31 protein-coding genes are annotated in these 25,548 nt (G+C 71.6%); 16 read left to right on the top strand and 15 right to left on the bottom strand.

Features of this window, described 5'->3' with window-relative positions:
- Nucleotides 1–49 precede the first annotated feature (49 nt).
- Nucleotides 50–847 carry a class I SAM-dependent methyltransferase gene (locus ACIRB7_RS04070; protein ID WP_403591946.1) on the top strand — a complete coding sequence of 266 codons (798 nt, stop codon included), beginning with the start codon at nucleotides 50–52 and terminating at the stop codon, nucleotides 845–847.
- Here the strand turns inward: ACIRB7_RS04070 and ACIRB7_RS04065 are convergent.
- On the bottom strand, nucleotides 844–1,860 hold the full coding sequence (locus ACIRB7_RS04065; RefSeq protein ID WP_403591943.1) for a hypothetical protein: 1,017 nt from the start codon (nucleotides 1,858–1,860) through the stop codon (nucleotides 844–846). The two genes, ACIRB7_RS04070 and ACIRB7_RS04065, sit on opposite strands and share 4 nt — an antisense overlap.
- A 309-nt stretch (nucleotides 1,861–2,169) precedes the next feature.
- Here ACIRB7_RS04065 and ACIRB7_RS04060 point away from each other — a divergent pair, with 309 nt between their 5' ends.
- Entirely contained in the window at nucleotides 2,170–2,787 is a 618-nt protein-coding gene (locus ACIRB7_RS04060) for a hypothetical protein (protein ID WP_403591940.1), read from the top strand.
- 92 nt (nucleotides 2,788–2,879) lie between these two features.
- On the opposite strand, the gene ACIRB7_RS04055 is transcribed toward ACIRB7_RS04060, so the two are convergent.
- Nucleotides 2,880–3,275 carry a hypothetical protein gene (locus tag ACIRB7_RS04055; RefSeq protein WP_403591937.1) on the bottom strand — a complete coding sequence of 132 codons (396 nt, stop codon included), beginning with the start codon at nucleotides 3,273–3,275 and terminating at the stop codon, nucleotides 2,880–2,882.
- Between the two features lie 581 nt (nucleotides 3,276–3,856).
- Here ACIRB7_RS04055 and ACIRB7_RS04050 point away from each other — a divergent pair.
- The 3 genes from ACIRB7_RS04050 (at nucleotide 3,857) to ACIRB7_RS04040 (ending at nucleotide 6,145) form a co-directional block, all read left to right on the top strand.
- On the top strand, nucleotides 3,857–4,708 hold the full coding sequence (locus ACIRB7_RS04050; RefSeq protein ID WP_403591934.1) for an NAD(P)H-binding protein: 852 nt from the start codon (nucleotides 3,857–3,859) through the stop codon (nucleotides 4,706–4,708).
- Between the two features lie 757 nt (nucleotides 4,709–5,465).
- Nucleotides 5,466–5,750, top strand: a complete 285-nt coding sequence (locus ACIRB7_RS04045) for a hypothetical protein (protein WP_403591931.1) — start codon at nucleotides 5,466–5,468, stop codon at nucleotides 5,748–5,750.
- Nucleotides 5,732–6,145, top strand: coding sequence for a DNA-binding protein (locus tag ACIRB7_RS04040; protein ID WP_403591928.1), 414 nt, complete (start codon nucleotides 5,732–5,734; stop codon nucleotides 6,143–6,145). Before ACIRB7_RS04045 ends, ACIRB7_RS04040 begins: the two co-directional genes overlap by 19 nt.
- 81 nt (nucleotides 6,146–6,226) lie before the next feature.
- On the opposite strand, the gene ACIRB7_RS04035 is transcribed toward ACIRB7_RS04040, so the two are convergent.
- Together ACIRB7_RS04035 and ACIRB7_RS04030 are read right to left on the bottom strand one after the other, a co-directional pair.
- Nucleotides 6,227–6,433, bottom strand: a complete 207-nt coding sequence (locus tag ACIRB7_RS04035) for a hypothetical protein (protein ID WP_403591925.1) — start codon at nucleotides 6,431–6,433, stop codon at nucleotides 6,227–6,229.
- A gap of 20 nt (nucleotides 6,434–6,453) precedes the next feature.
- Nucleotides 6,454–6,690 (bottom strand): hypothetical protein, encoded by a 237-nt coding sequence (locus ACIRB7_RS04030; protein WP_403591922.1) that lies wholly within the window; start codon nucleotides 6,688–6,690, stop codon nucleotides 6,454–6,456.
- Between the two features lie 109 nt (nucleotides 6,691–6,799).
- Here ACIRB7_RS04030 and ACIRB7_RS04025 point away from each other — a divergent pair, with 109 nt between their 5' ends.
- Nucleotides 6,800–7,621, top strand: a complete 822-nt coding sequence (locus tag ACIRB7_RS04025; protein ID WP_403591919.1) for a Scr1 family TA system antitoxin-like transcriptional regulator — start codon at nucleotides 6,800–6,802, stop codon at nucleotides 7,619–7,621.
- Nucleotides 7,614–7,805, top strand: a complete 192-nt coding sequence (locus ACIRB7_RS04020) for a DUF397 domain-containing protein (protein ID WP_403591916.1) — start codon at nucleotides 7,614–7,616, stop codon at nucleotides 7,803–7,805. Before ACIRB7_RS04025 ends, ACIRB7_RS04020 begins: the two co-directional genes overlap by 8 nt.
- Nucleotides 7,806–8,027: 222 nt before the next feature.
- On the opposite strand, the gene ACIRB7_RS04015 is transcribed toward ACIRB7_RS04020, so the two are convergent.
- Entirely contained in the window at nucleotides 8,028–8,936 is a 909-nt protein-coding gene (locus tag ACIRB7_RS04015; protein ID WP_403591913.1) for a hypothetical protein, read from the bottom strand.
- 255 nt (nucleotides 8,937–9,191) lie between these two features.
- Here ACIRB7_RS04015 and ACIRB7_RS04010 point away from each other — a divergent pair, with 255 nt between their 5' ends.
- The 3 genes from ACIRB7_RS04010 (at nucleotide 9,192) to ACIRB7_RS04000 (ending at nucleotide 10,612) form a co-directional block, all read left to right on the top strand.
- On the top strand, nucleotides 9,192–9,482 hold the full coding sequence (locus ACIRB7_RS04010) for an antibiotic biosynthesis monooxygenase (RefSeq protein ID WP_403591910.1): 291 nt from the start codon (nucleotides 9,192–9,194) through the stop codon (nucleotides 9,480–9,482).
- A gap of 258 nt (nucleotides 9,483–9,740) precedes the next feature.
- The gene (locus tag ACIRB7_RS04005; protein WP_403592499.1) at nucleotides 9,741–9,986 is read left to right on the top strand and encodes a DUF2087 domain-containing protein; all 246 of its coding nucleotides are present in this window, start codon (nucleotides 9,741–9,743) and stop codon (nucleotides 9,984–9,986) included.
- The gene (locus ACIRB7_RS04000; RefSeq protein ID WP_403591907.1) at nucleotides 9,983–10,612 is read left to right on the top strand and encodes a LysE family transporter; all 630 of its coding nucleotides are present in this window, start codon (nucleotides 9,983–9,985) and stop codon (nucleotides 10,610–10,612) included. The genes ACIRB7_RS04005 and ACIRB7_RS04000 overlap by 4 nt, the downstream gene beginning before the upstream one ends.
- A 189-nt stretch (nucleotides 10,613–10,801) precedes the next feature.
- Here the strand turns inward: ACIRB7_RS04000 and ACIRB7_RS03995 are convergent, their stop codons facing one another.
- On the bottom strand, nucleotides 10,802–11,473 hold the full coding sequence (locus ACIRB7_RS03995) for a DUF4097 family beta strand repeat-containing protein (protein WP_403591904.1): 672 nt from the start codon (nucleotides 11,471–11,473) through the stop codon (nucleotides 10,802–10,804).
- Nucleotides 11,474–11,727: 254 nt separating this feature from the next.
- Here ACIRB7_RS03995 and ACIRB7_RS03990 point away from each other — a divergent pair, with 254 nt between their 5' ends.
- A complete protein-coding gene (locus tag ACIRB7_RS03990) occupies nucleotides 11,728–12,480 on the top strand; it encodes a helix-turn-helix domain-containing protein (protein ID WP_403591901.1) in 753 nt (250 codons plus the stop codon).
- A gap of 25 nt (nucleotides 12,481–12,505) precedes the next feature.
- On the opposite strand, the gene ACIRB7_RS03985 is transcribed toward ACIRB7_RS03990, so the two are convergent.
- The 3 genes from ACIRB7_RS03985 to ACIRB7_RS03975 all read right to left on the bottom strand — a co-directional run bounded on the left by ACIRB7_RS03985 (nucleotide 12,506) and on the right by ACIRB7_RS03975 (nucleotide 14,807).
- Nucleotides 12,506–14,017, bottom strand: a complete 1,512-nt coding sequence (locus ACIRB7_RS03985) for a hypothetical protein (RefSeq protein WP_403591898.1) — start codon at nucleotides 14,015–14,017, stop codon at nucleotides 12,506–12,508.
- 164 nt (nucleotides 14,018–14,181) lie between these two features.
- The gene (locus tag ACIRB7_RS03980) at nucleotides 14,182–14,592 is read right to left on the bottom strand and encodes a PIN domain-containing protein (protein WP_403591895.1); all 411 of its coding nucleotides are present in this window, start codon (nucleotides 14,590–14,592) and stop codon (nucleotides 14,182–14,184) included.
- Nucleotides 14,589–14,807, bottom strand: coding sequence for a type II toxin-antitoxin system VapB family antitoxin (locus ACIRB7_RS03975; RefSeq protein ID WP_403591891.1), 219 nt, complete (start codon nucleotides 14,805–14,807; stop codon nucleotides 14,589–14,591). The genes ACIRB7_RS03980 and ACIRB7_RS03975 overlap by 4 nt, the downstream gene beginning before the upstream one ends.
- 176 nt (nucleotides 14,808–14,983) lie before the next feature.
- Between ACIRB7_RS03975 and ACIRB7_RS03970 the strand changes: the two genes are divergently transcribed.
- Nucleotides 14,984–16,402 carry an amino acid permease gene (locus ACIRB7_RS03970; protein ID WP_403591888.1) on the top strand — a complete coding sequence of 473 codons (1,419 nt, stop codon included), beginning with the start codon at nucleotides 14,984–14,986 and terminating at the stop codon, nucleotides 16,400–16,402.
- Here the strand turns inward: ACIRB7_RS03970 and ACIRB7_RS03965 are convergent.
- The 3 genes from ACIRB7_RS03965 to ACIRB7_RS03955 form a co-directional block, all read right to left on the bottom strand.
- Nucleotides 16,356–17,021, bottom strand: coding sequence for a TetR/AcrR family transcriptional regulator (locus ACIRB7_RS03965; protein ID WP_351217377.1), 666 nt, complete (start codon nucleotides 17,019–17,021; stop codon nucleotides 16,356–16,358). The genes ACIRB7_RS03970 and ACIRB7_RS03965 overlap by 47 nt on opposite strands.
- Nucleotides 17,022–17,110: 89 nt before the next feature.
- Complete coding sequence (locus ACIRB7_RS03960; RefSeq protein WP_403592496.1) at nucleotides 17,111–17,545, bottom strand: cupin domain-containing protein; 435 nt, start codon at nucleotides 17,543–17,545, stop codon at nucleotides 17,111–17,113.
- A gap of 131 nt (nucleotides 17,546–17,676) precedes the next feature.
- A complete protein-coding gene (locus ACIRB7_RS03955; protein ID WP_403591884.1) occupies nucleotides 17,677–18,852 on the bottom strand; it encodes an MFS transporter in 1,176 nt (391 codons plus the stop codon).
- Nucleotides 18,853–18,988: 136 nt separating this feature from the next.
- On the opposite strand from ACIRB7_RS03955, the gene ACIRB7_RS03950 reads away from it, so the two are divergent.
- Nucleotides 18,989–19,567, top strand: coding sequence for an NADPH-dependent FMN reductase (locus tag ACIRB7_RS03950; protein WP_403591881.1), 579 nt, complete (start codon nucleotides 18,989–18,991; stop codon nucleotides 19,565–19,567).
- A 17-nt stretch (nucleotides 19,568–19,584) separates the two neighbouring features.
- Here the strand turns inward: ACIRB7_RS03950 and ACIRB7_RS03945 are convergent, their stop codons facing one another.
- The 3 genes from ACIRB7_RS03945 to ACIRB7_RS03935 all read right to left on the bottom strand — a co-directional run bounded on the left by ACIRB7_RS03945 (nucleotide 19,585) and on the right by ACIRB7_RS03935 (nucleotide 21,514).
- Nucleotides 19,585–19,962, bottom strand: a complete 378-nt coding sequence (locus ACIRB7_RS03945; protein WP_403591878.1) for a hypothetical protein — start codon at nucleotides 19,960–19,962, stop codon at nucleotides 19,585–19,587.
- A gap of 2 nt (nucleotides 19,963–19,964) precedes the next feature.
- Nucleotides 19,965–20,531, bottom strand: coding sequence for an RNA polymerase sigma factor (locus tag ACIRB7_RS03940; RefSeq protein ID WP_403591875.1), 567 nt, complete (start codon nucleotides 20,529–20,531; stop codon nucleotides 19,965–19,967).
- Between the two features lie 257 nt (nucleotides 20,532–20,788).
- A complete protein-coding gene (locus ACIRB7_RS03935) occupies nucleotides 20,789–21,514 on the bottom strand; it encodes a PIG-L deacetylase family protein (protein WP_351217365.1) in 726 nt (241 codons plus the stop codon).
- Between the two features lie 144 nt (nucleotides 21,515–21,658).
- Here ACIRB7_RS03935 and asnB point away from each other — a divergent pair, with 144 nt between their 5' ends.
- The 3 genes from asnB to ACIRB7_RS03920 all read left to right on the top strand — a co-directional run bounded on the left by asnB (nucleotide 21,659) and on the right by ACIRB7_RS03920 (nucleotide 25,458).
- Nucleotides 21,659–23,467, top strand: coding sequence for an asparagine synthase (glutamine-hydrolyzing) (asnB, locus tag ACIRB7_RS03930; protein ID WP_403591872.1), 1,809 nt, complete (start codon nucleotides 21,659–21,661; stop codon nucleotides 23,465–23,467).
- Between the two features lie 178 nt (nucleotides 23,468–23,645).
- A complete protein-coding gene (locus ACIRB7_RS03925; RefSeq protein WP_403591869.1) occupies nucleotides 23,646–24,620 on the top strand; it encodes a PrpF domain-containing protein in 975 nt (324 codons plus the stop codon).
- A gap of 91 nt (nucleotides 24,621–24,711) precedes the next feature.
- Entirely contained in the window at nucleotides 24,712–25,458 is a 747-nt protein-coding gene (locus tag ACIRB7_RS03920) for an SDR family oxidoreductase (protein WP_403591866.1), read from the top strand.
- The last annotated feature ends 90 nt before the right edge of the window (nucleotides 25,459–25,548 follow it).

Below are 25,548 nucleotides of genomic sequence, written 5' to 3'. Positions count from 1 at the left end.
TGGTCCTGAGCAAGCTCCTCCCAGCGAACCCGAACACTAGGCTGCGGCGATGGACCGAGACTTAGTGACCGACGTATCCGAGGCCCCCGCCCGGCCCGCCCGGCCTGCCGAGCCCGCCCGGGCCAATGACTACGACAGCTTCGCCGAGGCGTACGCGGCGGAGAACGAGAACAACCTCGTGAACGCGTACTACGAGCGGCCCGCGATGCTGGCCCTCGCCGGGGACGTGGCCGGGCGCCGGGTCCTGGACGCCGGATGCGGTTCGGGCCCCCTGACCGCCGCGCTGCGCGCCCGGGGCGCCGACGTCACCGGTATCGACGCCAGCGCCGGGATGCTGACGCTGGCGAGACGGCGGCTGGGTGACGACGCCGACCTGCACGTGGTCGACCTCCGTGACCCCCTGCCGTTCCCCGACGGCGCCTTCGACGACGTGATGGCCTCGCTGGTGCTGCACTACCTGGAGGACTGGGGGCCGACGCTGGCCGAGATGCGGCGGGTGCTCAGGCCCGGCGGCCGGCTGATCGCGTCGGTGGACCACCCCTTCGTGGCCTACACGATCCACGAGCCCCGGCCCGACTACTCCGCGACCACCAGCTACACCTTCGACTGGACGTTCAAAGGCCAGTCCTTCCCGATGAAGTTCTGGCGCAAGCCCCTGCACGCGATGACCGACGCCTTCACCGCCGCCGGTTTCCGCCTGACCGTCATCAGCGAACCGCAGCCCGACCCGGCCGCCCGCGAGCTGTTTCCCCCCGAGGACTTCCACGCTCTGTCGACCAAGACCTGCTTCCTCTTCTTCGTCCTTGAGGTGCCGACGCCGACGCCGGCTCCTGGCCCGGGCGCCTAGCAGCCGGTCGGCGCGCCGGATCCAGCGCATCCGGCGCACAGCGTCTCGTCCGCGACCGGTCGGAACAGCATGGGCTGGGTGTGGTCGCCGGAGCACTCACGGGCGCCTTCGAGCCGGGCGGAGAGCCGGTTGGGGGACGCGGCGGGTTCGGGCGGCAGGGCGCGGGGCGGTACGTGCCGGAGCAGGTAGCGGACGAGACCACCGGGGCGGTGTACGGGAGTTCCGGCGCCCGGCAGGCCTCGGAGGATGTGTTCGTGGACGTCCGGGGAGGTGTGTCCGGCGTCGAGCCAGCGTGCGGCGAGGAGGGTCAGCTCGTCGCGCATGCCGGGCGGGATCCGACGGAGGGCGGAGGAGAGGAGAGGCAGCGCGCCGATGAGCGCGCGGGCCTCTTCGGTGTGGGGGGAGGTGGGGGGCGCGCTTTCGGGGGCCGTGGCGGGTGCGGTAGCCGTGGCGGGCGTGGTGGGTTCGTCGATCGACTCGGTCGACTCGGGCTCCGCCTCCGCTTCCACCCGCGCTCCCACCCCCGCCCCCGGAAGGTTGGAGGTGTTTCCCCCACGGTCTTCTTCTGGATGACGGCCGGTCGGCGGGGTCACCGGCGCACCGGCGGTCTGCTGACCGGCCGCCCGCTTTCGGGGACTCGGTGCGACCTGCGGAGACGCCGGGTCCGCGCGTACGGCCACGGGGATTCCCGCAAGGAGCTTCGCGGCCTCGGCGGCGGACAACGGGGAGCTGGAGACGAGCTGTTGGGTCACCCACTGGCCCCCGGCACCCTGGACCCGCCGCTCGTGTACGAACCCCTCCTCCTTGAGCTGCCGCTTGGCGCGGGTGAACGCGCATGACCCGATCCGGGCACGTTCGGCAGTTCGGGAGAGCGGTTCGCGTGCGCCCTGGGGGAGGGAGAGCTGCCAGGTCAGGAGACGTACGGCGTCGGAACTGAGCCGAGGGTGCCGGATGATCTCGTGCGAGAGCTGGGTGAAGGCGCGGGAGGGCGAGATAAAGTTGCGGTAGATCACTGTGGCTGCACTCCATTGGTGGTCCAGGCCCCCGCCGACGGTTCGCAGCCGTCGGCGGGGGCCGTTTTGCGTGAACGTACCGCCCTGCTTGCGTCCAACCAGTCACGTTGAGTGAAGATCGCTCGTGTGGGTGACGGGAGGGCTCAACAGGGCCGGAGAGCAGGCGAGTTTCTGGTGCGGCCGCCCTCTTTCGCTGCGACAAGCTCGCCGTCCGCTCTGAGGCGACTGTCCTCATCGCAGGCATCAACGAGTGGCTGTGACCCATGCCCATCGGCTCTGGCCTCTGCCGCGCCTTCCCTCTTATGCTGCGTGATCCACATCGGTCGGGGGATCATGAACTTCACGCGGTATCGCAGACCGTCGGCCTTCCTGCTGCTGACGGTGTCAGTCGTCCTCGGTGCTACGGCCTTGATCGGACTTGAGTCGGGAGGCGAGGGCTCGCTGGTCCTGCTGCTCGAGCTCCGCGAGTATGTCCTTCTGCTGGGGTGGCTCGCCCTGGCCGCGCTGACCGGCGCGATCCTTTTGGGGCCGCCGAAATCCTCGCTGCGCGTGCCCCTGGTCACCATGTCGCTCGTCGTCGGCGCCCCGACGTTGCTTCTCGCCGGCCTTGCCTCCGCGATGTTCGGTAGCTCGGACGAGGAGGTGAGGACTGAGTCGGCTCCCGGTCGCGGCGACCGCCAGCTGCTTGTGGTGACGCGGAGCGGCTCTCTTGATCCGGTTTGGTGCGTCTACGTCGACCAGGGGAACGCACCGCTGGAACGCCGTTGGAGTGTCGGGTGCTTCAACGGCGACGCCGAAGACAATGCGCTCAGCGAGACCGTGTGGACGGCTCCCGACCGCATTCGCATGACCACCCAGGCAGGCGCGGTCCACGAAGTGACCATCGCCCCAAACGGTCGGCCCGACCGGGTTGTTTCTGTCCGCTAGTGACCGGGGTGCGGCTCGCCTTGACACCGTTCGGCTCGGATGGTCGACCTGCTCGAGGCTGGGACTCACCGATCCCGACCTGGACTCAGTACTCAGCCATGGCGGCCTGAGAAGTCCGCCGCCAGCTCCTTGGGGACCGACGGCCACTTCTCCATGGCTGTGACGATCTCCGCCAGTCGGGTCTCGAGAGCCGCCGCGTCGACCTCGCCGCTTCGATAGGCCTGCCACAGGCCGACGAGCTGGTCTTCCCGATCACCGGGATCGATGAGCTTGTCGGCCAGGGTGAAGCCGTCCAGGGACGGCTTCCCGACCTCCAGTACCCAACGCGTCGCAGCCGCGCCGGCGGTGATCCCACGGACTGCCAGTTCGACAACGGTGAAAGGCACCTTGGGATGGGCTGCCACGGCGAGGTACACACCCAGGAAGACCGAGTTCCGAACGGCTGTCACGGCCGTCGGCCCGCCGCGGGGCGCCTCGCTGTCCGACACCCGCCCACCTCTCACCCGAAGGTTGCCGCGTGCCGAGAGCAGTCGCGATCACTCCGCAGCCTAGCCACCTGCGTACCGGGGTAAGGCTCGGGAAGGCTCAACAGAGTGGGGGAGCAGGCGAGTTTCTGGTGCGGCCGCCCTCTTTCCGAGTGTGGCGGCCTCCACCACCGCGTCAAGGGCAAGTCGGCTGCGCCGATGGGCTGCGCCCACCCTTGACCCGGCGGCGGAGGCCGCCTTTTCACACTCGGAGGGCGGCCGGGGGCGGGGCCACGGGGGCCAGGGCAGGGTCCGGGGCCGGTGAGCGTCTGGCGGGTCGGTGGGTGGGGGCTGGGTTCGCGGTGGGGGCGGGTGAGACCGTCTCCGCCGGTTCGGGGTGCGCGGAGTTGTATGGGGCGGCCGGGCAGGGCTCGGCGTCTTGCGTTGGTCGCGTGGAGGGCTTCAGGCCCCGCTGGTCATTGCCGGTGGGGGGATGGGTCGCACGGGGGCTCCGTGTTCAACAGCCCCGGGCTGAAAGTTGCTTGACCCCAACCTTGGTTGATGTACGAGGGTCGTGTCATCGAACGGCGAGAAGAGGAGTTCCGATGACACAGCCCAGGATTCTGGTGGCCGGCGCGACCGGAAGGGTCGGCGGCGCGGTCGTGACGCAACTGCACGCGGCGGGCGTGCCCGTGCGGGCGCTGGTGCGAGGGGAGGCGGACTTCCCGGAGGGTGTGCAGGCGGTACGCGGAGATCTGGGGGATCCCGCGTCGGTGGGTACGGCGCTGGAGGGCGTCGACGCGGTCTTCCTGGTGTGGCCGTTCCTGAGCGCCGAGGGCGCGTCGGACGTGATCGACGCGATCGGGAAGCACGCCCGGCGGGTGGTGTACCTGTCGTCGGCCGGGGTGGGGAGCGGGGAGGAGGAGCCCGGCGAGGCGATCACCATGTTCCACACGGAGCTGGAGCGGCTGGTCGAGGCGTCGGGCCTGGAGTGGACGGCGCTGCGGCCCACCGGGTTCGCGAGCAACACGCTGGGCTGGGCGGAGGAGGTCCGCACCACCGGTGCGGTACGGGCGCCGATGGCGAGGCTGGCCCGCCCGCTGATCCACGAGGCGGACATCGCTGCGGTCGCCGTCCAGGCGCTGACGACCGACGCGCTACTCGGCGCCCGTCCCCTGCTCACGGGTCCCGAACTGGTCACCCAGGAAAGGCAGGTGGCGCTGATCGGAGAGGCGATCGGGCGGCCGGTGCGGTTCGAGGAGATCGGACTGGACGAGGCCGCCGAGCAGATGAAGGCGGCAGGCTGGCCGGCAGAACTGGTGGAGGCCGTGCTGCCGGCCCAGGCGAAGATGCTCGACAACCCGGAGCCGGTCAACGACGAGGTGGAGCGCATCACGGGCACCCCGGCCCGAACCTTCCGGGAGTGGGCGGCGGACCACGCGGCGGACTTCCGCTGAGAGGGACGACGCCAGGGCACGTCGACATGGCGGACCGAGGCGCCGGATCGCGCCTCGGTCCGCCCACAAGCGCCCCCGGTGGGGGTGGAGCGGTGGTGATCGGTGGACAACGTGCACTTCGCCAGCCCGAGAAGGGTGATTCACCCCCTTTGGGTTAGATCTCTGGACCTGTTACCGCCAGTAGGGCGGAGTTATAGCCCTCTCCCCCCACCGGGAGTGACCAGCGGTGCCTGAAGCCCAGCAAGAGGACCGACGGGGACTCGCTAAGCGCCGCCGGTCCGCCCCATTCAACTACTGCGCACCCCGAACACACCGAACTGCGCCCACCGTCCCCCGCCACAAGCCGAGCCCCCACCCGCCCCGCCGCGCGAGAAGGGCCGGCCGGAGCGATGCCCGGCCTCCTCCCGCCCACCGGCCCGCCAGCCGCCCTCCGGCCCCGGGCACGCGCGGTCCCCGGCGTGACCCCGGCCCCCGGACCGCCCTCCGAGAGGTCTTTCGCTCCTGGAGGTGGTGGGTCAAGGGTGGAGCGAAGCGGAATCGGCGAAGCCGACGCGACGAAGGAGCGCCCTTGACGCGCCGCCGGAAGGAGCGACTCTCGGAAAGAGGGCGGTCCCACCAGAAGCCCAGAAGAGGTGACCACCCCAGGGCCCTGCCCTCTGCCGCCGCACCCAGCAGCTCGCGGGCACGCCGGGCGAGGGGGACCCATTGTGGTCGAGCTGCCGCTTCCTTTTTCCTACTCGTTTGACATACTGGGTGCATGTCCGAGACGACGTACACCATCGGTGAAGGCCCGGCGACGCGTGTCAGCCTCTCCCTGCCCGAGGGGACGGCGGAGGCGATCCGTGCCCGGGTAGGCAAGCGCGAGTTCTCCGCGTTCATCGCCGGGGCCGTCGAGCGGGAGCTTCGGGGCCAGGTGCTCGACGAGTACCTGGCGGATTACGAGCGCCGCAAGGGCTCCGTCTCCGAACGGGCGCGGCAGGATGCCCGGCAAATCTTCGACGAGGTGTTCGCGGAAGAAGGCCAGTGGCCCGCCGCAAGCTGAGTCACGAGGGCACGCTCGTCCTTGACAGCGAAGGACTGTCCAAGCTGCTCGACGACGACGAAACCGTGGTCGCACTGGTCATGGAGGCACGTTCCCGAGGCATGGAGGTCGTGATCTGCGCGCTCACCATCATCGAGGCGGTCCATGCCCGTACGAACAAGGCTCGGCTGAGCTGGGTGCTGTCCGGTCTGCGCGTGGTCCCGGTAGGCGACGAGGAGGCGAAGGCGGCTTCAACCCTGCTGCTGGAGGTGGGTCTCCATGGTCACAAGTACGCCATCGACGCGGCCGTGGCACAGGCTGCCCTGCGCCAGCGGCGCCCCGTGGTCATGTTGACCTCGGACATCGACGACATGACCCGACTGTGCGGCGCCCGGATCCGGCTCGTGTCCGTGTGACGAGCCGGCTCTCGGCCGCGCCTTCCCCTTACGGGGCCCGGAGCCAGAGGGCCGTGCCCAGCGTGCCCATGGCCGCCGCGATCAGGGAGAGGGCCGTACGGGTGGCGGTGACGTGCTGATGACGCGTACGGCTCCGCGCGGGGTCAGGGCCTCGCGTTCCGTCGGGCTCGCCGTCCAGCACTGGTCCATCGCCGCCTCCCAGAGGTATCCGCTGGGCCGCACCAGAGTCAGCAGGTTCCCGTGCACGCCCGTCACTTGGCCGGTGAGGGCGCGTTGCGCGTCCGTCACGACGTCGCCGACGCGGTACCTCACGGGGTGGGCCGGGTGGCGTTCAGGAGGGCGGTGAGGCGCTTGGCTCCGCCGAGGCTGACGATGCCGAGCCCGTACCGGTGCACGTCACCTTCCGGGCCGTGCGTGACGTCCCGGTAGAGGCCGCTCGTGGGGAGGCCGGCCGTGTCCATGGCGGCCTTCAGGTCCCGGAAGACCCGGGCGGCCTCGGGCTCGGAGACGGGGCGGGTGGGGGGTGAGTTGGTGGTGGTACGCATGGAGGGCTCTCTTTCTGATGGATCTCCTCCGGGACGCCTCCACGATGACGCCTGCCGCCCTACTCTCACCAGGAGTTGGGTTCTCTGGCGCAGGTGAGGAACGTGGCATATGCCAGGAGCGAAGGATCTGGACCCCGGGGACAGCATCGAGCAGTACCTCGGAAACATGGTCCGCGAGGCGCGCTTGGCACTCGGGCGTGAGTGGACGCAGGCGTACGTGGCGGCGAAGGTCTTCAGCAGCGGGAGCAGGATCTCCGAGATCGAACGGGGCGAGGACCCGCCGGACCGGGATCTGGCGCGGAAGCTGGAGATCGTCCTGCACCTTCCGGCCGGTTCTCTCGTGCACCTCGTGAGGATCCTGACCGAGCAGAACGTGCGCGACTACGCGAAGACCTACATGCGGCGGCAGCTCGAAGCCACCGCCATCCACGAGTTCTCCCTCGTCGTGCCCGGCCTGCTCCAGACGGCCGGCTACGCCCGCGCGGCCATGGAAGCGGGTCTCGCGGGCGACTCGGCCCAGATCGGTGACTACGTACGACGGCGACTGGAACGCCAGGCCGTACTGGAGCAGCCTGATCCGCCCTGGATGATGATCGTGCTCGACGAGGCGAGCCTGCGCCGTGACATCGGCGGCGGTCAGGTCATGCGGGAGCAGATCGAGCATCTGCTCACCATGTGCGAACGGCCCAACGTGAACATTCAGGTGCTGCCGATGAGAGGGACGCCCGTGGCCGGCTCCGTCGCTCTCCTCACGCTCCCCAAGGGGGAGCGAGGGGCGTACACCGAGGGGTTCAGTACGGGCAACTACACCGAGGATCCAGCAGAGGTGATGCGATTTCAGCGTGTCTATGATCTGTTGCAACAGGGTGCTTCGGGCGTCCGGGCGTCCCTCGAACTGATGCGTGCTATCGCGAAGGAACACGATGACTGACACCGCCCCGAACTGGCACAAGAGCACGTACAGCGGCAACGACAACGACGCCTGCATCGAGGTTGCCAGCAACCTGCCCCTCGTCCATGTCCGCGACACCAAGGATCACGCCCAGGGTGAGCTGACCACCACCCCCGCCGCCTGGGCCGCGTTCACCGCGTTCGCGCGGGCGCAGTCGCTCTGACCCCTCCGACGACCTCCCGGCCCCTGCCCCACACGGCGGGGGCCGTCGTCGCGTCGGCCGGCCGGAATGCCCCGGGCCGCGGTTGCGCGCGGGATGCCGGGGCTCTGATGCCGGTGGGCTGTCGGTCAGCGTTCGAGGAGACTGATGCGAATGGCTCGTTCGACGTGCGCGGCGGTGTTGGCGTGTCCGTCACCATTGGGGTGAACCAGGGTAGCGGCAGGGTTACGGCCCGCAGAACCGCATTGTCCGTACGTAACCCCCCGCGTTCTCGTCGTCCGTGCCGAGGAGGGCCTCGGGGGAGCCGGGCACGCACTCCACCGCCTCGACCTTGAACCCGGGGAGCGTCTCAAGGACAGTCGGCGAGCCGGTCAGGGTGACCCGTACCCGGCCCGAATCCGAGACCGTCACCCGGCCCGCGTCGCTCACCGCCGAGTCGAACGGGCCGTCGTCCCCCGCGTCCGCCGCCGAACTCACCAGCAGCCGACCCGAGTCGGTCACCGAGATGTCGGAGATGTGACGCGTCGCGCCGTCGGTCGGGTACGCCGCCCGGTACGTCTTGCGCGTCACGCCGCCGAACTGCGGCTGGCCCCACGGGGCGAACGTCAGCGGCGCCGCGTACAGCGTCGCCGGGCGGTCCGCGCCCGCGCCCCGGTCCGCCCACAGCGCCGCGAGCTTCCCGTTCCGGGCCACGAGCGCGAAGCTCTCGAAGTCGTCGCCCTCACCGATCGCCGGAAGCGGCGTGTAGTCGACGACCGTGGCTGTCGAGCCGCTGACGTGCAGGCGGTAGACGATGCCGCGCGCGGCCAGCGCCAGGTACTCGCCCGGCATCCCAGGCACCGCTTCGATCGCCTCCAGGTCGACGGGCTCCGCGCCGTCCCACGTGAGCGGGGTGACGGTGTCCGAGCCCGCCGCCCCGTGGGTGATCCGGGACAGGCGCTGCTGCCCGGTCCGCTTGTTGTCGTGCACCATCAGCGCGTGGACCCCGGTGCCGTCGCCGGTACGGCCCTCGAACGCCAGGCCGCTGACACCGCCGCGGGCGTCACCGCCCACCTTCTGCCATACGTCGGCGGCGCCGACCGGGGCCGCGCCCAGTACGGTCAGCAGCGCGCTCGTCGCCGCGAACCAGGACACGCGCCTCAACATCGGGATTCTCACTGGGCGTCGCTCGCCTTCGTTGTCCGTGTCCGAAGAGACGCGAGGTCACGCGTCGGGCGCCAGGGTATTGATCATGGCGCGTACGGCTCAATCGCCCTTACGCCGTTCGGTGGAGGCCGCGGGGCGCCCGCCCGTTCGGGCTTCGTCGCCGTGCGGGGTGACGTGCCCGCTGGTGTGCTGGTCGGGATCCCCCGTACCCCGCGCCCCATGTCACGTACAGGAGCAGCCCTCATGCCCGTCATCGTCACCATCGAGATCCCCGGCGGTACCCAGGAGCAGTACGAGGAGACCACGCGGCTGCTCGTGGCCGCCGAGTGGTTCCCGCCGGCCGGGTTCATCGCCCACGCGGCCGGGCCGGACGAGAGCGGGGGGTGGCGGGTCGTGGACTTCTGGGAGTCCGAGGACGACTTCCGCGCCTTCATGGAGAAGGGGCGGTCGATCTTCGAACGCGAGGGTTCGCGGACGGTGGTGCCGACCGTGACGGAGGCGGTGAACGTGATGGTGCGGCCCGAGCCGAAGTGACGGCCCGAGCCGAAAGCAGGGAAAACCCATTGCGGGGCAAGGCGGTCGCCGTCAGGCTTCACCGCCATGACCAGTCATCATCCTTCCGGTTCCGCCGCGGAGGCCTCCCGCCCTGCCGCGGCGCCCTCCCGACCCGCCGCGGAGGCTTCCGGCCCCGCCGCGGAGGCCTCCCGCCCCGCCGCGGCGCCCTCCCGCCCCCTCGCGGAGCGCCCCCGTCCCGTCGCCGATCTCTTCTCCGCCGACGGGCGGCTCAAGGCGATCCCGCGCAAGCCCGCCCGTCGTGAGGCGCTGCTCGCGCATCTCGCCGCGACGCTCTTCGAGGCCGGCCGGGACTATCGCGAGCCCGAGGTCAACCAGGCCCTGTTGACCGTCCATGAGGACTTCTCGGCCCTCCGCCGGTATCTCGTGATCGGCGGCTTCCTCGCCCGTACGAAGGACGGCTCCACCTACCGGCGACAGCAGCAGCCCGGCTCCCCCGGAGGCGCGATCACCGCCGCCGCGTGACCGCCGCGGTGGTGGCCGGCCTGCTGGCCGGCTACGGCATCGCGATCCCGGTCGGCGCCGTCGGCGCCTACCTCGTGGCCGTCACGGCCCGTACCGACTGGCGTACGGGCGCAGGCGCGGCCCTCGGCGTCGCCACGGCGGACGGGGTGTACGCGCTCCTCGCCGTCGCGGGCGGCTCCGCGCTCGTCCCCGTACTCGCTCCCGTGACGACCCCGCTCCGCTGGGCCTCCGCCGTGGTGCTCGCGGTGCTCGCCGTCCGGGCCGCGTGGGTGGCGCTCGCCGCGTACCGGGAGGGCGGGCTCGCCTCCCGCGACGACGGGACCGCCCTCACCCCGGGCCGTGCGTTCCTCACCTTCCTGGGCATCACGATCCTCAACCCCATGACGGTGGTCTACTTCGCCGCCCTCGTCCTCGCCACGGGGCCCTCGGCCCCCGACGGTCTGCCCGACCGCACCGCCTTCGTCCTCGCGGCCCTCGCCGCCTCCGCGAGCTGGCAGTTGCTCCTCGCCCTTGGCGGCACCCTCCTCGGCCGGACCTTGACGGGGGCGCGGGGGAGGCTGGGCACGGCCCTCGCGTCGAGCGGGCTGATCGTGGTGCTCGCGGTGCGGCTGGTGGCCCAGGGGTGATCCCGGACGCCGGAGAGGGCGGCGTACTCCGACGTGGTGTCGGGGTGCGCCGCCCTCGTGTGTGGGTCGGGTGGTGGCCGGGCGCCGCGCGGGGCGGGCGGGGTGAAGGGCTGCGTGGTGCCGTGGTGCGTGGTGCGTGGTCAGGAGCTGCGCGCGGGGCAGCGGCTGCGTGGTCAGGAGCTGCGTGGATCAGAGGCTGCGCGCCGTGATGTCGCCGTGCTCGGTGGTCGCGTGGATGTTCAGGCCGGCAGCGGCGCCTTCGGTGTTCTGGAGGGCGTTGTGGACCCGGCCGTAGGTGGTGCCGGCGTCCAGGGAGGCAGAGACACCGCGGGCGGCGTCGACCTGGATCGCGCCGGACTGCGTGCGGAGCACGACCGCGCCGCTCACGGCCTCGGCGATCCGGATGTCGCCCCTCGCGGTGCTGATCTCCGCGGAGCCGCCCAGCCGGCCGACCTCGACGTCACCGTCGATCGCGGTCAGGCGGACGCTCGCGGCCTCGTCGATCTTGATCTCGCGGTACGCGCCCTCGAAGGCGATGTCGCCGAGGCGTCCGACGACGCGGAGTTCGGCGGCGGCCGACTTCGCCTCGACGCGGGAGCCGGTGGGCAGCTGGACGGTGATCTCGACGGACCCGGAGTTACCGAGGACCCGGTTCGTGGCCTCCGGGGCCTCGATCCGCAGGACACCGTCGGCGTACGCGACCGTGATCGCCTCGGCCGCCTTCACGTCACGGCTCTTGGAGGCGTCGGCGGGCAGGACCTCGACGGTGGTGTCGGCGCGGTCGGCGGCGATGAACTGGATGCGCCCGGCGGGGATGTCGAGGACGGCGACGATGGCGGCGGGGGTGTCGAACTTCTGCATGGTGCTCTCCTTCTTCTGTAGCGGGCGCTCCGTCGGCCCGCTGTTTCCGATGAAGGAAAAGCTACGTTGCGTTCGAGGATCCGGCAATGAGTTCGTTGCGCTAGATCGTTGTTATTGCAGGTCAACGGCGCAATTTCGTTGCAACGGTCGTGAAAGTAACGCAACGTCAAGCGAGGGTGCGTTGCAATGGAATGCAGGTGAACGCTATGCTGTACGCGTCAAGGCGCAGCAGGGCACGTGAAGGAGAGACCGCGATGCCGGGAGGCAGACTCACCCAGCAGGAACGCCAGCAGATCGCGCTGGGACTGGCCGACGGCCTCGCCTACGCGGAGATCGCCAGGCGACTCGACCGCCCGACCTCGACGGTCACGCGCGAGGTCATGCGGAACGGCGGCCCCACCGCCTACCGGGCCGAGTCGGCCCACCGCGCCACCGAGCGCCGCGCCCACCGGCGGAAGCCGTCGGCCACGTCCCGGGGGGCGGAGGCGCTCCCGCAGGCCCACGGGCGCGACGCCGAGGCGGTGGGTGCGTACGAGGAGACGCTCACCGCCGTCCTCATGGGCTCGGGCATGCCCACGATGATGTCCCGGGTGATGGCCACCCTCACCCTCACCGACAGCGGCAGCCTCACCGCGGCCGAGCTGGTCCAGCGGCTCCAGGTCAGCCCGGCGTCCATCTCCAAGGCGATCTCGTTCCTGGAGAGTCAGAGCTTCGTCCGCCGGGAGCGCGACGAACGCCGCCGTGAGCGGTACGTGGTCGACGACGACATCTGGTACCAGTCGATGATCGCCAGCGCCCGGTCCATCGCGCAGATCGTCGAGACCGCGCGGCAGGGCGTCGGCGTCCTCGGCTCCGGCACCCCGGCCGGCGTCCGCCTGGAGAACGTCGCCCGCTTCCTCGACTACGTCGCCGAGAGCAGCGTCCGCGCGGCGGAGCAGGCCCGCGCCATCCTCCACACGAAGTCCCAGGCCCCGTCGGGCGACGAGGTCGAGCCGGAGTCGGAGTAGCGGCTGGAGTCCGTCCCCACCCCGCTCAGAAGCGGAACTGCGCCTTGACCGGGTAGTGGTCCGACAGGCCCGCGTCGGCCGTCACGTCGCACGACACGACGGTCCCGGCGGACGGGCCGAACAGGTAGTCGATCTTGATGCTGCGGCTGCCCAACGGCTTCGTGGACCGACCGTCACGCGGCCGCGTGCTCGACAGCCCCTCGTCGCACTCCTTGTCCGCCGCGTAGGCGGACGTCATGAGGTCGTTGGGGGTGTCCGGCGAGGCGGAGTCCGGCGGGATGGAGTTGAGGTCGCCGCCGTAGACGGTCCGGTAGCCGGGCTGGGTGTACGCGTGGACGATCTCCTGGAGCTTCGCGGCCTGTTCCTCGCGCTTCGAGCCGTCCGCGTCGTCCTCGGGCAGGCCCGCGCTGAAGTGGGCCGAGCAGAACTGCAGGGCCTGGGCCGGGAGGACGGCGCAGATCGCGGTCCGCTGTTCCATGCGCACCCACTCGGTGCCGATGGTCTTGTTCTGCGGCGAGGGCAGGTCGTACGACGTGTACCAGACGTTGGAGTCCGGCACCGCGAGACCGATGCCGTAGGAGCCGCGGTCCCTCCAGCCGGTCTCCTTCGAACCGGCGAGGTCGCACGTCTTCGCGGCCTTCACGGACGACTTGTCGACGGTGTACTTGATGGGGGCGAAGCGTACGTCCCATCCGGTCCCCGTCTTCGCCTCCAGCTTCGTCTCGATGGCCTTGGCGTGCGACTCGCAGATCTCCTGGAGGAACACGGCACGGTACTGCTTCGCCTCCGTCACGGTGCCCATCCGTGCGGCGATCTGGTCGCCCAGGGCGGCGCCCTCCACCCGGTGGTTGACGCAGGTGGAGTTGCTGTTCGCGCAGAGGTTCCACGTCATCACGCGGAAGTCGGCCGCCGGAGCGGGGGAGACGGGAGCGGGTCGGGACCCCGCGTCACTCGCGTTCTCCTCGCCCAGGGGGACGAGCTGGAACCTCTGCCAGGAGCCGACCGAGTCCCCCCGCGCCCGCAGCAGGCCGTCATCGGTTCCGGGGTCCAGCACCTCGGCGGTCACGTACTTGTAGCCGTCGTTCGTCCAGGCCTTCAGGGCGTACGTGTCGTCCGTCTGCTTCTCGAGCTGGATCTTCTCCCACTCACCGACGGTCGTGCCCCGCGCCCGGAGCAGGTTCTTGTGGGTGGAGGTGAAGTTCCGCTCGGTCGTGACGTAGTTCCCGTTCGCCTCCGAGCGCAGGGTGGCGGTCCACCCCTTGTCGTCGGTGTGCAGCGTGAACTTCTCCTGGGAGGTCAGCTCATCGAGCGTGGCCGCGGCCTTGCGCGCCCGCAGCATGGCCTGCCGGTCGCCGGCCGCGTCGACCTCCACCGACACGTAAAGGCCGTCGGCGCCCACGGACTTGAGCGCGTACTTGTCGCTGGCCGTGACCGGCACCGGCCGCGCCTCCACCGCCTGCGCCTGCCCGGGTGTCACGGCGACCACCGCGAACAGAGCGGAACACAGCACCGCCACGCGGCGCGCTATCTGTCTCATCTACTAACCCCCGACGAAGACCGAAGACCGAAAGACCGAAGACCGAAGGCCGGAAAAAGCCAAACGGCCAAACGGCCAAACGGCGGATGCTACGGCACCTCTCCGGCGGTGATCAAGAAACGCGAACAGCACCGACGACGGCGGGACTCGGGGCGTGAGGGGTGTCAGGCCTCCGGCAGCAGGCGGATCATCTCGATGCCCGGGCGCACCTTCGCGATGGCCGTGAAGTCGTCGTCCACGTGCAGCAGGGTCAGGCGGTGCTGCTCGGCGGTGAGCGCGATGAGGATGTCCATCGGAGAAGGGCCGCGATGGTGCCCGATCCTCAGGAGGTCGCGCTGCACCGCCACGATCTTCGGCCACGGGTCCTCCGGGGCGGGGACCCGGGCGAAGCTCTGGCTCAGCATGGTGGTGAACGGCTCGTGGTCGCGGTCGGCGCGCAGGCTCCGCATCAGCTCCGCTTCCACCGGCGGACAGAGGGCGACCTGGCCGTGTGCCACACGGCCGGGCCACGGCTCACCGATCTGGCGGCGCAGGAGCCGCCACACCGCTGACGTATCGGCGAGATAGCGGTTCACCGGCCGGATCGCTCCTGCTCTTCGAGGAAGTCGAAGTCGAGGAAGGCCTCGGCGTTGTCCTGGAGCCAGCGAAGGGCCCGAGCACGATCGTCCGCACTGATCGCCGCCGCTATGGTCAGCGCGCGGTTGATGGTGTCCCGCTTGGTCCTGGTGCCGAGCTGCTGCTGAGCGAAGGCCAGCATGTCGTCGTCGATGTCGACCAGGGTCTTGGACATGAGCGCCTCCGGCAGGCCGTACACAGGTCGTATATCTCGGTGTTTCGAGTATATACGACCTGTGTTCCCCGCGTCCTGGAGCCTCTCGGGACGTCTCAGTGGCCGGAACCGGCTTGCTCGCGGTGGCGGTGAGCAGGGAAGCTCCTGCGCTGGTCGTCTGAATTTCGGGGGGAATCATGACAGGGCGGGTACGCGGCGCCGGGTTGCGGCAGCGGCATCTGGCCATGATCGCGTTGGGCGGTGCCATCGGCGCCGGGCTCTTCGTCGGATCGGGGTTCGGGATCGCCGCTGCCGGGCCCGGCATCCTGATCTCGTACGGGCTCGCCGGCGCCCTGACCGTGCTCGTGATGCGCATGCTGGGGGAGATGTCCGCCGCCCGGCCCGTGACGGGTTCCTTCGCGGAGCACGCGCGCGTGGCGTTTGGGCCGTGGGCCGGGCTGCTCGCCGGGTGGATGTACTGGGCGCTGCTCGTCGTGAGCGTCGCCGCCGAGGCCGTCGGCGCCGCGCACATCGTCACCGGCTGGGTGCCCGCCGTGCCCGGCTGGGCGTGGGTGGCCGTCTTCATGAGCGTGTTCACCGTCAGCAACCTGGCGGGCGTACGGAACTTCGGCGAGCTGGAGTTCTGGTTCGCCGGCCTCAAGCTCGCCGCGATCTGCGGATTCCTCGTCCTCGGCGCCGTGGTGATCGCCGGTCTGCTCCCCGGCCATCCCTCACCCGGCGCCGCCCACCTCACCGGCGCCGGCGGCTTCCTGCCGCACGGCTGGTACGGCGTCGCCGTCGGCATGGTGGCGGCCGTCTTCGCGTTCGGCGGCCTGGAGACCGTGACCATCGCCGCCGCCGAGTGCGACGACCCGGTCCGGGCGGTACGCGCGGGCGTACGGGCCGTCATGTGGCGGGTCGCGGTCTGCTACCTCGGCTCGATGGCGGTGATCGTCGCCCTCGTCCCGTGGAACGACCCCGCCGTGGCCGACGGCCCGTACGCCGCCGTGATGGCCCGTATCGGCGTCCCCGGCACCACCGACCTGATGAAGGCCGTCGTCCTGGTGGCGCTCCTCTCCGCGATGAACGCCAACATCTACGGCTCCTCGCGCATGCTGTACGCCCTCGTCGGACGCGGCGACGCACCCCGCGCCCTCGGCCGACTCCGTACGGGCGCCGGCGTCCAGCCCGCCGCAGCCCCGTCCACCGGCGGCCCGACCGCCGCAGCCCCGTCCACCGCCGTGCCGTACGCGGTCGTCCCGCCCGCCGCCGTCCCGTACGCCGCCGTCCACGCCTCCGCCGCCTTCGGCTTCGTCTCGGTCGTCCTCAGCCTGCTCTGGCCGCGCACGGTCTTCCCGTTCCTGCTGAACTCGATCGGCGCCGCGATCCTGCTCGTCTGGGCCCTCATCGCCGGCTCCCACCTGCGCCTCCACGGCCCCTCCGTACGGTCCGTGGTCGCGCTCGCGGGCATCGGCGGCGTGCTGCTCTTCATGCTCGGCGACGCCGCCAGCCGCACCCAGCTCCTGACGACGGGCGCCTGGGCGGCGGCCCTGCTCTGCTGGGCGCTGCTCAGGCGGCTGCGTACCGCGCCAGGAACAGATCCACTCCCGAGCTGATCACCCGCGTCAGCTCGGCGTCGTCGATCTCGGCGTCGGGCGAGAACGTACGGACCAGCTGCGGTACGCCCACGGTCGCCGCGACCAGCTGCTGCACCGCGAGCACCGGGTCGGGCGCGGCCAGGGCGCCCCGCGCGTTCAGCTCGGTGAAGGCCTCGATCAGCGGGCCGTTGTTCATGTCGTAACTGACCCGGTACCAGAGCTGGCCGAGCTGCGGGAAGCGGTCTATCTCGCCGATGACGAGACGGCGCAGCGACATGATGTCCGGGCGCAGCAGGATGCGGGCCCAGTCGGTGGTGAGCCGGACGAGCGCTTCCCGCAGGTCGGGGGCGTCCGCGACGGTGGAGTTGGAGGGCTCCAGATCGGCGTACGTCTTCGGCAGCACCCCGCCGACGACGGCGAGGAACAGCCGCTCCTTGCTGCCGAAGTGCTTGTAGATCGTCGCCTTGGAGACGCCGGAGCCACGGGTGATCGCGTCCATCGAGGCCGCCGAGTAGCCCTCGGCGAGGAACTCCGCGAGGGCCGCGTCGATGATCGCCTGACGCTTGCGCGAGGCGGCGTCGGCCGGGTCCGGGATGATCGGGATGCCGTACTCGTCGGTGGCGGCCTCGGCTCCCATGGGGTTCCTTCGGGGGGTGTGGTGGCGGGGGCCGTCAGTATATGAACTGAACGGTTTGGTCTGCAAAGCTCCCGGGGGGGGCGGCGGCGTCAGACGAAGAAGCTGTCGTGGCGCTCGAAGAACTCCGCCCGCTCGGCGTCACCGAGGTCCGCGAGCTGAGTGATCCCCTCGAAGTACTCCTCGCGCGGAGCCCCGGGGGCGAACAGCATGAGCATCGACGCCGGTTCGGCGGACTCGTTGCGGAAGGCGTGCAGCCCGCCGACGGGGACGTAGAGGTGGTCGCCGGAGGTGGCGGTCACCCACTGCTCCCCGTCGAAAAGCCGCATGCTGCCGGAGAGCACGAAGAAGGCCTCCGACATCGCCTTGTGGAAGTGGGTGCTCGGGCCGCCCGACTCGGGGCCCATGTCCACCCGGTACAGGCCGTACTCGCCGTCGGTGGAGGTGGTCGTGGACAGGTAGTGGTAGGTGGTCCCGCCGCTGACGAAGTCGGGCTCGGCGGCGGCGGACCGGAACCGAGCGGAGATCTCGCCCTCCTCGTCGAAGTAGCGGGGGGGCGGGGTAGGCGGGGTGGACGAGGGACATGGGGGCTCCTCGGTGAATTGATGGGTGAGGTGGGTTGGGGTGGGCGGGGAGGTCGATCTTGGTCGGCGTGCCGTCAGGGCCCCGGCCCCGGCCCCGGCCCCGCCCCCGTCAACGCCTCCGCCAGGGCCGGGCCCGCCGCCACGCCGAGCAGGAAGGCCAGGTTGAACAGGCTGATCGCCGTCCCGTGCCGTGTCTCCGGGAGCCGCCCGGTCGCCGCGCCTGTGAGGAGCCCCTGACCGCCGGCCGTGACGAGCGAGCTCGCCGCCTGGCCCGCCAGGACCATCGCGGCCCAGGGCGGGAACGAGGCCAGGGCGACGGCCGTCAGGGACCCGGCGGCGAGGAGCAGTCGCACCCGGTGCGCGCCCAGGCCGGGGGCGGCGCGGATCAGCGGCCAGGACAGCGCCGCGCCCAGGAGCGAGGCGACCGAGGCCGCCGCGCCGGTCTCCACGTCGGTCCAGCCGGTGAGGGCGGCGGCGCGGCGCGGAGCCGCGTACAGCAGGGCGAAGTTGACGGTGGAGAGCGCGAGTACGAGCCCGGCGGCGGTACGGAAGCCTGGGTCGCGCAGTACGTCGAGGGGGAGGGGGAGTGCGGCGGTACGGGGCCGGGGCCCGCGCCCGGGTCCGTCCTCCGGTACGGCGCGGCCCGCGAGGCGCAGCACCGGTTTCAGTACGAGCAGGCTGAGCAGCGGGAGCACCAGGGTCGCGCGCCAGCCGAGTGACCCGCCGAGTGACCCGCCCAGCGCCCCGGCGACGGCGGCGCCGACGAAGAGGCCGCCGGCGCCGGCCATCGCGCTGCCGATGGCGACGAGTCCGGGCGCCCGGCCCGTACGGTCCCGGTCGGCGAGCTGGAAGGCCGCGACGTTCAGACCGGCGGCGCCCGCCGCCTCAAGGGCGCGCCCGGCGACCGCGAGGGGAAGGTTCGGGGCGGTGAGGGCGAGGGCCGCGCCCAGGACGAGGAGGGCGGCACCCGCCCGTACGGTCCCGGCGGGGCCGCGCCGCCCGCCCGCGGCGGTCAGCAGGGGTGTGCCGACGGCCATGCCGATCCCGTACGCCGTCATGAGCCAGGACGCGGAGGCCGAGGAGACGGCGAGGCCGTGGGCGGCCTGGGGCAGGGCGAGGGTCGGCCCGGAGACGCCCATCGCGGCGGGCGCGGCGAGCAGGGCGAGTAGCGGACCGCCGTTCCCCGCCCGATCGGCGGCGGCGGGGGCGGCGGCGGGGGTGGAGGCGGTGACGGACGGAGGAGCGGCCATGCGTCGAATGAACTACACCATTCAGTTCACTGTCAAGACTGAACTGTTCTGTTGACAGACTGAACCGACCTGTTTAGTTTCTTGGTCGTCGGGTCCGGCAGCAGCCGTGACTCGCTCCACGAACAGGGGGACTCCCATGACCACGTCCACGATCCTCGCCATCTCCGGATCGATCCGCGCCCACTCGCACAACACCCAACTGCTGCGCGCCGCCCAGAAGTTCAACCCCGGCGTCGCGGAGATCGAGATCTACGAAGGCCTCCGCGACATCCCGCCGTACGACCAGGACGTCGACACCCCCGAGCTGCGCCCCGCCGTCGTCAACGAGCTCCGGCGGCGCGTCACGGAGGCGGACGGGCTGCTCATCGCCACCCCGGAGTTCAACTACTCCATCCCCGGCGTCCTCAAGAACGCCCTCGACTGGCTGAGCACCGACTGGTCCCACACCGAGGGCCTGCCCCTGAACCGCAAGCCCACCGCGATCCTCGGCGCCGCGTTCACCAACTTCGGCACCGTGCGGGCGCAGCTCGCGCTCCGTCAGATGTTCGTCTGGACCGACAACGACGTCGTCACGAAGCCCGAGGTGCACGTCTTCCGCTCGCACGAGCGCTTCGACGCCGAAGGCAACCTCACCGACGAGGTCACCATCGAACTCCTCCAGGGCCTCCTGACGTCGCTCCAGGGCAAGATCGACGCGGCGAAGGCCCGCGGCTGAACGGGCACCGGACCGTCTCAGCCGGTGCGGTCCGCCGCCTTGGCGAGGGTGCAGACGCCGTCCTCGCACTGCCGCTCCAGACGGCCCCGGGAGATCGTCTGCGCCAGGCCGACCATCCAGCAGGTGGGGCAGCCACGGAAGGCGATCAGGGCCAACGGGGCCGCGAGCAGGGTGATCGGGCCGGCGACGGGGACGAGAGCGATCGAGCCGACGATCAGGCCGAGACCGATGGCGCCACGCGCCAGATGGCGCGGGACGGACGCGCTGGCGAAGTTCGGCCCGGCGGGCTTTGCGGCGGGCTGTGGGGCGGGCGTCGCGGGGTGTGCGGTGGCCGTCGCGGGCCGGCCGGTGGCCGGGGGAGTCCCGGCGCTCTGACTCGTACGCGCGGTGCTCACGGTCACATCTCTCCTGTCTCTCCTACGGTCGCTGTCAGTGAGTGGCGCAGTGCCGTACGCGCCCTGTGCAGCCGCGACTTCATCGCCGCGTCGCTCAGACCGAGCGCACGGGCGACGGTCCTGCCGGGCAGGCCCTGGACGTCCCGCATGAGCAGGACCTGCCGCTGGTCACGGGGAAGGGCGCTGACCGCGGCCGCGATCCGCTCGGCCTCGAGCCCGCGCAGCACCGCGTCCTCGGCGGACGGTTCCGAGGGCGCTTCCGGTTGGGCCGGCGGTTCCTCGCGCCGCGAGACGAGCAGCCGTACGTTCCGCAGGCATTCGTTCCGTACGATCCGGAACATCCACGAGGCGAGGGCGCCGGTGGCCCGCAAGGTGCCGATCTTCCGGTACAGGATGATCAGCGCCTCCTGCGCCGCGTCCTCCGCGTCCTGCGGGGAGGCGCACAGCGACAGGGCGAACCTGCGTACATGGGGCTGCGATTCCATGACGACGGTGGTGAGCGAGGTGACGTCGCCGTCCTGGGCCGCCTTGATCAGCCGCTCGTCCGGCCAGGAGAAGCGTCGGTTCATGCGCCGGTCCCCCCGTCGCCCGTACGCCGGTCAGCTCCGGCCCTTGTATCGCCGCATCAGGTGCCAGCTGCACGCCCCCACGAGCAGGGCTCCGATCACTACGAGGCCGGTGACCATCATGGGTGTTCCTTCCCGGTTCCGCCGGCCCGTTCGGCCGGTACGCGGATAAGAGCCGGGGAGGCCCGGAAAGGATTCACCTCCGGCCGAAGTTTCTTCCGCGAGCTTGCGGGCCGCGAGTTTGTGCGTCAGTCGGTACGTCAGTCGATGTGCACGATCTGGAAGGCCTCCGCCATCCGGCCCGGGGGCAGCCCGCCCGCCGTCGCGTGCTCGCCGAGCCAGGTGCGCAGCAGGCCGGCGAGGTCGTCGAAGTGGGCCGTCTGGGAGGTGTGGATGCGCAGGGCCTCGACCTTGCGGTCGAAGACGGAGGTGACGTCGACGTACTGGTTCGGGGTGGGCCCGGTCATCAGCCACAGTTCGTGCACGATCCAGGGCTCCAGGCCCTCGTCCTTGAGCAGCCCGGCGTGGGCGAATGGGTTGCGCGCCTCGGGGTAGACCGCGCGCAGGCAGGCGTCCCCGACCGCGCGGTGATCGGGGTGGAGGTCGGCGACCCGCGCCCAGTTGATCTCGGGGGAGGGGATGATCGCGCGCTGCGGGCGTACCTCCCGGATGACCCGGCACAGGTCGCGCCGGAGCTCCACGGAGGCCTCCACGAAGCTGTCGGGGTAGCCGAGGAAGCGGACGTCGGCGACGCCGCTGAGCTTGGCGGAGTGGACCTGTTCGGCGCGGCGCAGGTCCGCCATGGCCTGGCGGGGGAGCTGTTCGTCGTAACCGCCCGCGCCGCCGTCCGTGACGATGCAGTACGTGACGCGGGTGCCCCGCTCGATCCACTGCATGACGGTGCCGCTGACGCAGAACTCGATGTCGTCCGGGTGTGCGGCGACCACCAGCAGGGAAGCGGGGGCGGTGCGGTTGAAGTCCTCCATGCGTCAAGCCTGTTGGGGGGGCGGGGGCGTCGCAAGGCCAAGCTGTGGCGTGAACTGGACATGGCACTTACGCGCCATTCAAAAACTTGGTACGTTCAAATCATTGGATGCGACGCGTATGACTTCGAACCGGAGGCGACCGGCATGTGCAGGATTCTCGGCTCCTTCGCCGCCGGGGCCGACCGCCCCGAGCCGGCCCAGCTCGCGGCGGTCTCGGCCCGCCAGCGCCACGGCGGCCCCGACGAACACCATGTGCTCACCGGACCCGGCTGGTCCCTCGGCTGCGACCGGCTCGCCGTGACCGACCCCCGCGGCGGGCAGCAGCCCTACCGGCTGCCCCACCTGCCCGGCATCCTCGCCGTCCTCAACGGCGAGATCTACAACCACGCCGAGCTGCGCCGGACCCTCGCCGCCCGCGGCCACCGCTTCCCCGACCGCTGCGACGGGACCCTGCTCCCCGCGCTCTACGCCGAGTACGGGCCCGCCTTCGCCGAGCACCTCGACGGCATGTTCGCCGTCGCCGTCCTCGACCTGCGCCCGGGGACGACCCAACTCGTGCTCGCCGTCGACGACATGGGCATGAAGCCGGTCCACCTGCACCACGACCCGTACGACGGCTCCACCCGCTTCGCCTCCGAGATCCCCGCGCTCCTCGCCTTCGAAGGGGTACGGATCTCCCCGCGCGAGGACGCCCTCGACACCGTCCTCGCCACCCGTACCTCCTACTCCACCCACACCGCGCTCGACGGCGTCAGCGTCCTGCCGCCCGGCGCCACCGCGCTCGTACGGCCCGGCGCCGCGCCCGTCGTACGCCGCCGCGGCCCGTACCGCGCGTCCCCCCTCGGCGACACCCAGGACGTGCTGCGCCACGAGGTACGCCGGCTCGCCGAGGCCGAGGTGCCCGTCTGTGCCATCACCAGCGGCGGCCTCGACTCCGGACTCGTCACGGCGCTCGCCGCCGAACACGCCCGGGAGGCCGACGCGCCGCCGCTCCACACCTTCCACCTCACCTACCGGGGCCGGTGGCCCGACTCCGAGGCCGCGTACGCCCGTTCCGTCGCCCGGCGGGCCAGGACCGTGCACCACGAGGTGGCCGTCGACCCCGACGAGCTGACCTCCCTCCTCACCCGGACGGTCCGCCACCTCGGGCAGCCCAACGCCGACCCCATCGCCCTCTCCACGTACGCGCTGTTCCGCGCCGTCCGCGAGAGCGGGTTCACCGTCGCGCTCACCGGCGACGGCGCGGACGAACTCTTCGGCGGGTACGACCGGATGCGGGCGGCGCTCGCCGCGCCGGCCGGGACCGACTGGGCGGGCGCCTACGCGGACGCGCTGTCGGCGGCGCCGCGGCTGCTCCGCGAGCACCTCTACACCGCCGACTACCGGGCGTTCATCGCCGAGCAGGGCTCCGCCGCCGACCGCATCGAGCAGGAGCTGCGCTCGGCGGAGGCCGTCGGCGCGGACCGGCTGACCGCGATGACCGCGTTCGAGACGCGGTGGCGGCTTCCCGCGTACCACCTGCGGCGCGTCGACCATCTGTCCATGGCGTGGGCCGTGGAGGCACGGATGCCGTTCTGCCAGCCGTCCGTCGTCACGCACGCGCGTGGACTGCCGGCGGGGGCGCGGACGGGGAAGCGGGCGCTGTACGAGGCGGGCGCGGAACTGCTGCCCCCCGGGGTGCTGCGCCGCCCCAAGCAACCGTTCACGCTGCCCGTGGCGGCGATGCTCGCGCCTGGCGGGCCGCTCCTGGAAACGGTCCGGGAGCTGCTGTCCCCGGCCCGGCTCGTCCTCGGCGGGAAGGTCCGCGCGGACCGCGTCCAGAAACTCCTGTCCCGCCACCTGGAACGCCCCTCGCACCACGACGCCCTGGCCCTCTGGGCCCTGGCCGTCCACGAACTGTGGACGGAGGTCGTCGTCCAGGGCATGCGAATCCCGGTCGGCTGTGCGGCCTGACCTCCCGGGACCTCGGCGTCCCGGGCCCGTCCCCGTTGCGGGCCTCCGCCCCGTCCGTGTGCCCACCCTCCCCCAGACTTCGTCCGGGGGGACCCCCAACGCCCCTGCGGAACGTATGCCCACAACGGTGGGGCACGGGCCCCGCCCCACCGTTGTGCCCGAACGATTGCCCACAACGGTGACGCACAGGCCCCGCCCCGCGGCCCCCGCCAGCCGACCCCCCGCTCTCGGCGTTCACGCCACCGTCGTCCGCGCCCACGACGCCCCCGGTCCCACCCTCGTCCTCCGGCTCGACCACCTCCCCCCCGGCGCCCTCGCCCTCGGCGGGGAGCTCGCGTGGGTGCGGCGCGCGCTCGTCGGCACCCCCTACGCCCGGATCGGCAAGATCGCCCTGTACCGTCCCGGGCCCACCCTCGACTACCGCTTCGTCCAGGCACTCCCCACCGGCGGTTTCGACTTCCGCGCCGGATGCGGACACTCCCTCCTCGCCTGCGTCGTCGCCGACGGCCGCCCCGGGCCCGTCACCGTCCGCGCCGTGACCACCGGCGACACGGTTCTCTGCGAGCCGCAACCGCACGGGGACGCGTACACCCTCAGCTTCCTCCGCGCCCCCACCGCCCCCGGCACCCTCCCCACCGGTCGCCCCGTCGACCTCCTCGACGGCACCCCCGTCTCCGTCGTCCGCTACGGAAACCCGTACGTCTTCGTCGACGCCCGCCATCTCCGGGCCCACGGCGACCTCGACGCCCGCCATCTCCGGGCCCACGGCGACCTCGACGCCCGCCATCTCCGGGCCCAGGACGACCTCGACCGGCTTCTCTCCCTCCGCGCCCACGCCGCCCGCCTCCTCGGCCATCCACCCCACTCCGCCCTCCCCAAGATCGCCACGTTCACCCGCGGCCCCGCCGGGATCTCCGTCCGCGCCCTCACCGTCGGCGGCTGGCACCCCCGCCTCGCGCTCACCGGCGCCGCCGCCCTCGCCGCCGCCGGGGCGCTCGACGGCACCGTCGTGCCCACCGTGAGCGGCCCCGTCCGTACCCCCGGCGGCACCGTCACCGTCTCCACCGCGCCCGACCGCGTCCGCGTCCACCACAAGCGCGCCGAGGTCCTCGAGAGGCTCGAACTGCCCTGGCGTATCCACGCAACGGCGTGAACGCGCACCCCGCTCACCGGGCCCCGCCCCGCTTTCCTCTGCCACGCTGAAATGGACCGGCCATCGGTATCCGTGGGGAGAGCAGACGCACATGAAATTCGAGAATCTGCGTGTCGTCGTGACCGGAGCGTCCCGCTATTTCGGTCGCGCGCTCGCCGTCGGCTTCGCCCATCTCGGCGCCGAGGTGTACGTGTCGGCGCGAACCGTCGAAGCGGCCGAACGCACCCGTACCGAAGTCATGGGCTCCGCCCGTGACCGTATCCACGCCTTCGGCTGCGACCTCAGCAGGCCCGCGGAGATCCGGGAGTTCGCGGCCCGGGTGGGCGAACACACCGACCGCGTCGACCTGTTGGTCAACAACGGCGCCCGCTGGCTCGACGGCATGGACCTGGAGGCCGCGAGCGACGCCGAGATCGTGGAGACGATCGAGTCGACGGCCGGCGGCACCGTCCTCATGGTGAAGCACTTCCTGCCGCTGCTCCGCGGCTCGCTGCGCCCCGACATCGTCAACATGGTCGCCGTCCGCGACGCCGAAGGCGCCTCCGCCGCGGCCGCCGGCGCCGCCCACGAGGCCTTCTGGGCGGCGAAGAGCGCCCAGGCCGGATTCGCCGACATCCTCTCGCGCAGGCTGCGCCCGTCCGGCGTCCGCGTCTTCTCCCTCTTCCCGCCCGACTTCTCCACCTCCGACCCGCGCTTCGCGGAATGGGACGGAACGAACCCGGACGGAATAGCCCCCGACGAGAAGCTCACCACGCAGGCCCTTTTCGAATGCGTCGTCTACGCCGTCGAACAGCCCCGTGACTGCTTCATCCGGTCCTTCCATTTCGAGCCCCGCTGACAGCCCATCCCCGACGACCCCGCTGACCGCCCTGCGCCGACAGCGCGCCCGCCCACCGCGACCCGCTGAAGCCCACCGCACCACAGCGTC

Origin of the sequence: Streptomyces sp. NPDC093795, from assembly GCF_044764665.1 — a bacterium.
GTDB lineage: Bacteria > Actinomycetota > Actinomycetes > Streptomycetales > Streptomycetaceae > Streptomyces.
Note: the sequence above shows the minus strand (reverse complement) of the source record. Positions and strands in the feature narration are given on the sequence as shown.

Excerpts from the sequence above, each read along its gene's own strand:
- ACIRB7_RS03965 (WP_351217377.1), bottom strand. The coding sequence starts at position 17,021 with ATGGGAGCCGAGGCCGCCACCGACGAGTACGGCATCCCGATCATCCCG.
- ACIRB7_RS04070 (WP_403591946.1), top strand. The coding sequence starts at position 50 with ATGGACCGAGACTTAGTGACCGACGTATCCGAGGCCCCCGCCCGGCCC.
- ACIRB7_RS03975 (WP_403591891.1), bottom strand. The coding sequence starts at position 14,807 with ATGTCCAAGACCCTGGTCGACATCGACGACGACATGCTGGCCTTCGCT.
- ACIRB7_RS03995 (WP_403591904.1), bottom strand. The coding sequence starts at position 11,473 with ATGCAGAAGTTCGACACCCCCGCCGCCATCGTCGCCGTCCTCGACATC.
- ACIRB7_RS03955 (WP_403591884.1), bottom strand. The coding sequence starts at position 18,852 with ATGGCCGCTCCTCCGTCCGTCACCGCCTCCACCCCCGCCGCCGCCCCC.
- ACIRB7_RS03985 (WP_403591898.1), bottom strand. The coding sequence starts at position 14,017 with ATGAGACAGATAGCGCGCCGCGTGGCGGTGCTGTGTTCCGCTCTGTTC.
- ACIRB7_RS03935 (WP_351217365.1), bottom strand. The coding sequence starts at position 21,514 with ATGGAGGACTTCAACCGCACCGCCCCCGCTTCCCTGCTGGTGGTCGCC.
- ACIRB7_RS03990 (WP_403591901.1), top strand. The coding sequence starts at position 11,728 with ATGCCGGGAGGCAGACTCACCCAGCAGGAACGCCAGCAGATCGCGCTG.
- ACIRB7_RS03940 (WP_403591875.1), bottom strand. The coding sequence starts at position 20,531 with ATGAACCGACGCTTCTCCTGGCCGGACGAGCGGCTGATCAAGGCGGCC.
- ACIRB7_RS03920 (WP_403591866.1), top strand. The coding sequence starts at position 24,712 with ATGAAATTCGAGAATCTGCGTGTCGTCGTGACCGGAGCGTCCCGCTAT.
- asnB (WP_403591872.1), top strand. The coding sequence starts at position 21,659 with ATGTGCAGGATTCTCGGCTCCTTCGCCGCCGGGGCCGACCGCCCCGAG.
- ACIRB7_RS04030 (WP_403591922.1), bottom strand. The coding sequence starts at position 6,690 with ATGCGTACCACCACCAACTCACCCCCCACCCGCCCCGTCTCCGAGCCC.
- ACIRB7_RS04010 (WP_403591910.1), top strand. The coding sequence starts at position 9,192 with ATGCCCGTCATCGTCACCATCGAGATCCCCGGCGGTACCCAGGAGCAG.
- ACIRB7_RS04050 (WP_403591934.1), top strand. The coding sequence starts at position 3,857 with ATGACACAGCCCAGGATTCTGGTGGCCGGCGCGACCGGAAGGGTCGGC.
- ACIRB7_RS04045 (WP_403591931.1), top strand. The coding sequence starts at position 5,466 with ATGTCCGAGACGACGTACACCATCGGTGAAGGCCCGGCGACGCGTGTC.
- ACIRB7_RS03970 (WP_403591888.1), top strand. The coding sequence starts at position 14,984 with ATGACAGGGCGGGTACGCGGCGCCGGGTTGCGGCAGCGGCATCTGGCC.
- ACIRB7_RS03950 (WP_403591881.1), top strand. The coding sequence starts at position 18,989 with ATGACCACGTCCACGATCCTCGCCATCTCCGGATCGATCCGCGCCCAC.
- ACIRB7_RS04020 (WP_403591916.1), top strand. The coding sequence starts at position 7,614 with ATGACTGACACCGCCCCGAACTGGCACAAGAGCACGTACAGCGGCAAC.
- ACIRB7_RS04025 (WP_403591919.1), top strand. The coding sequence starts at position 6,800 with ATGCCAGGAGCGAAGGATCTGGACCCCGGGGACAGCATCGAGCAGTAC.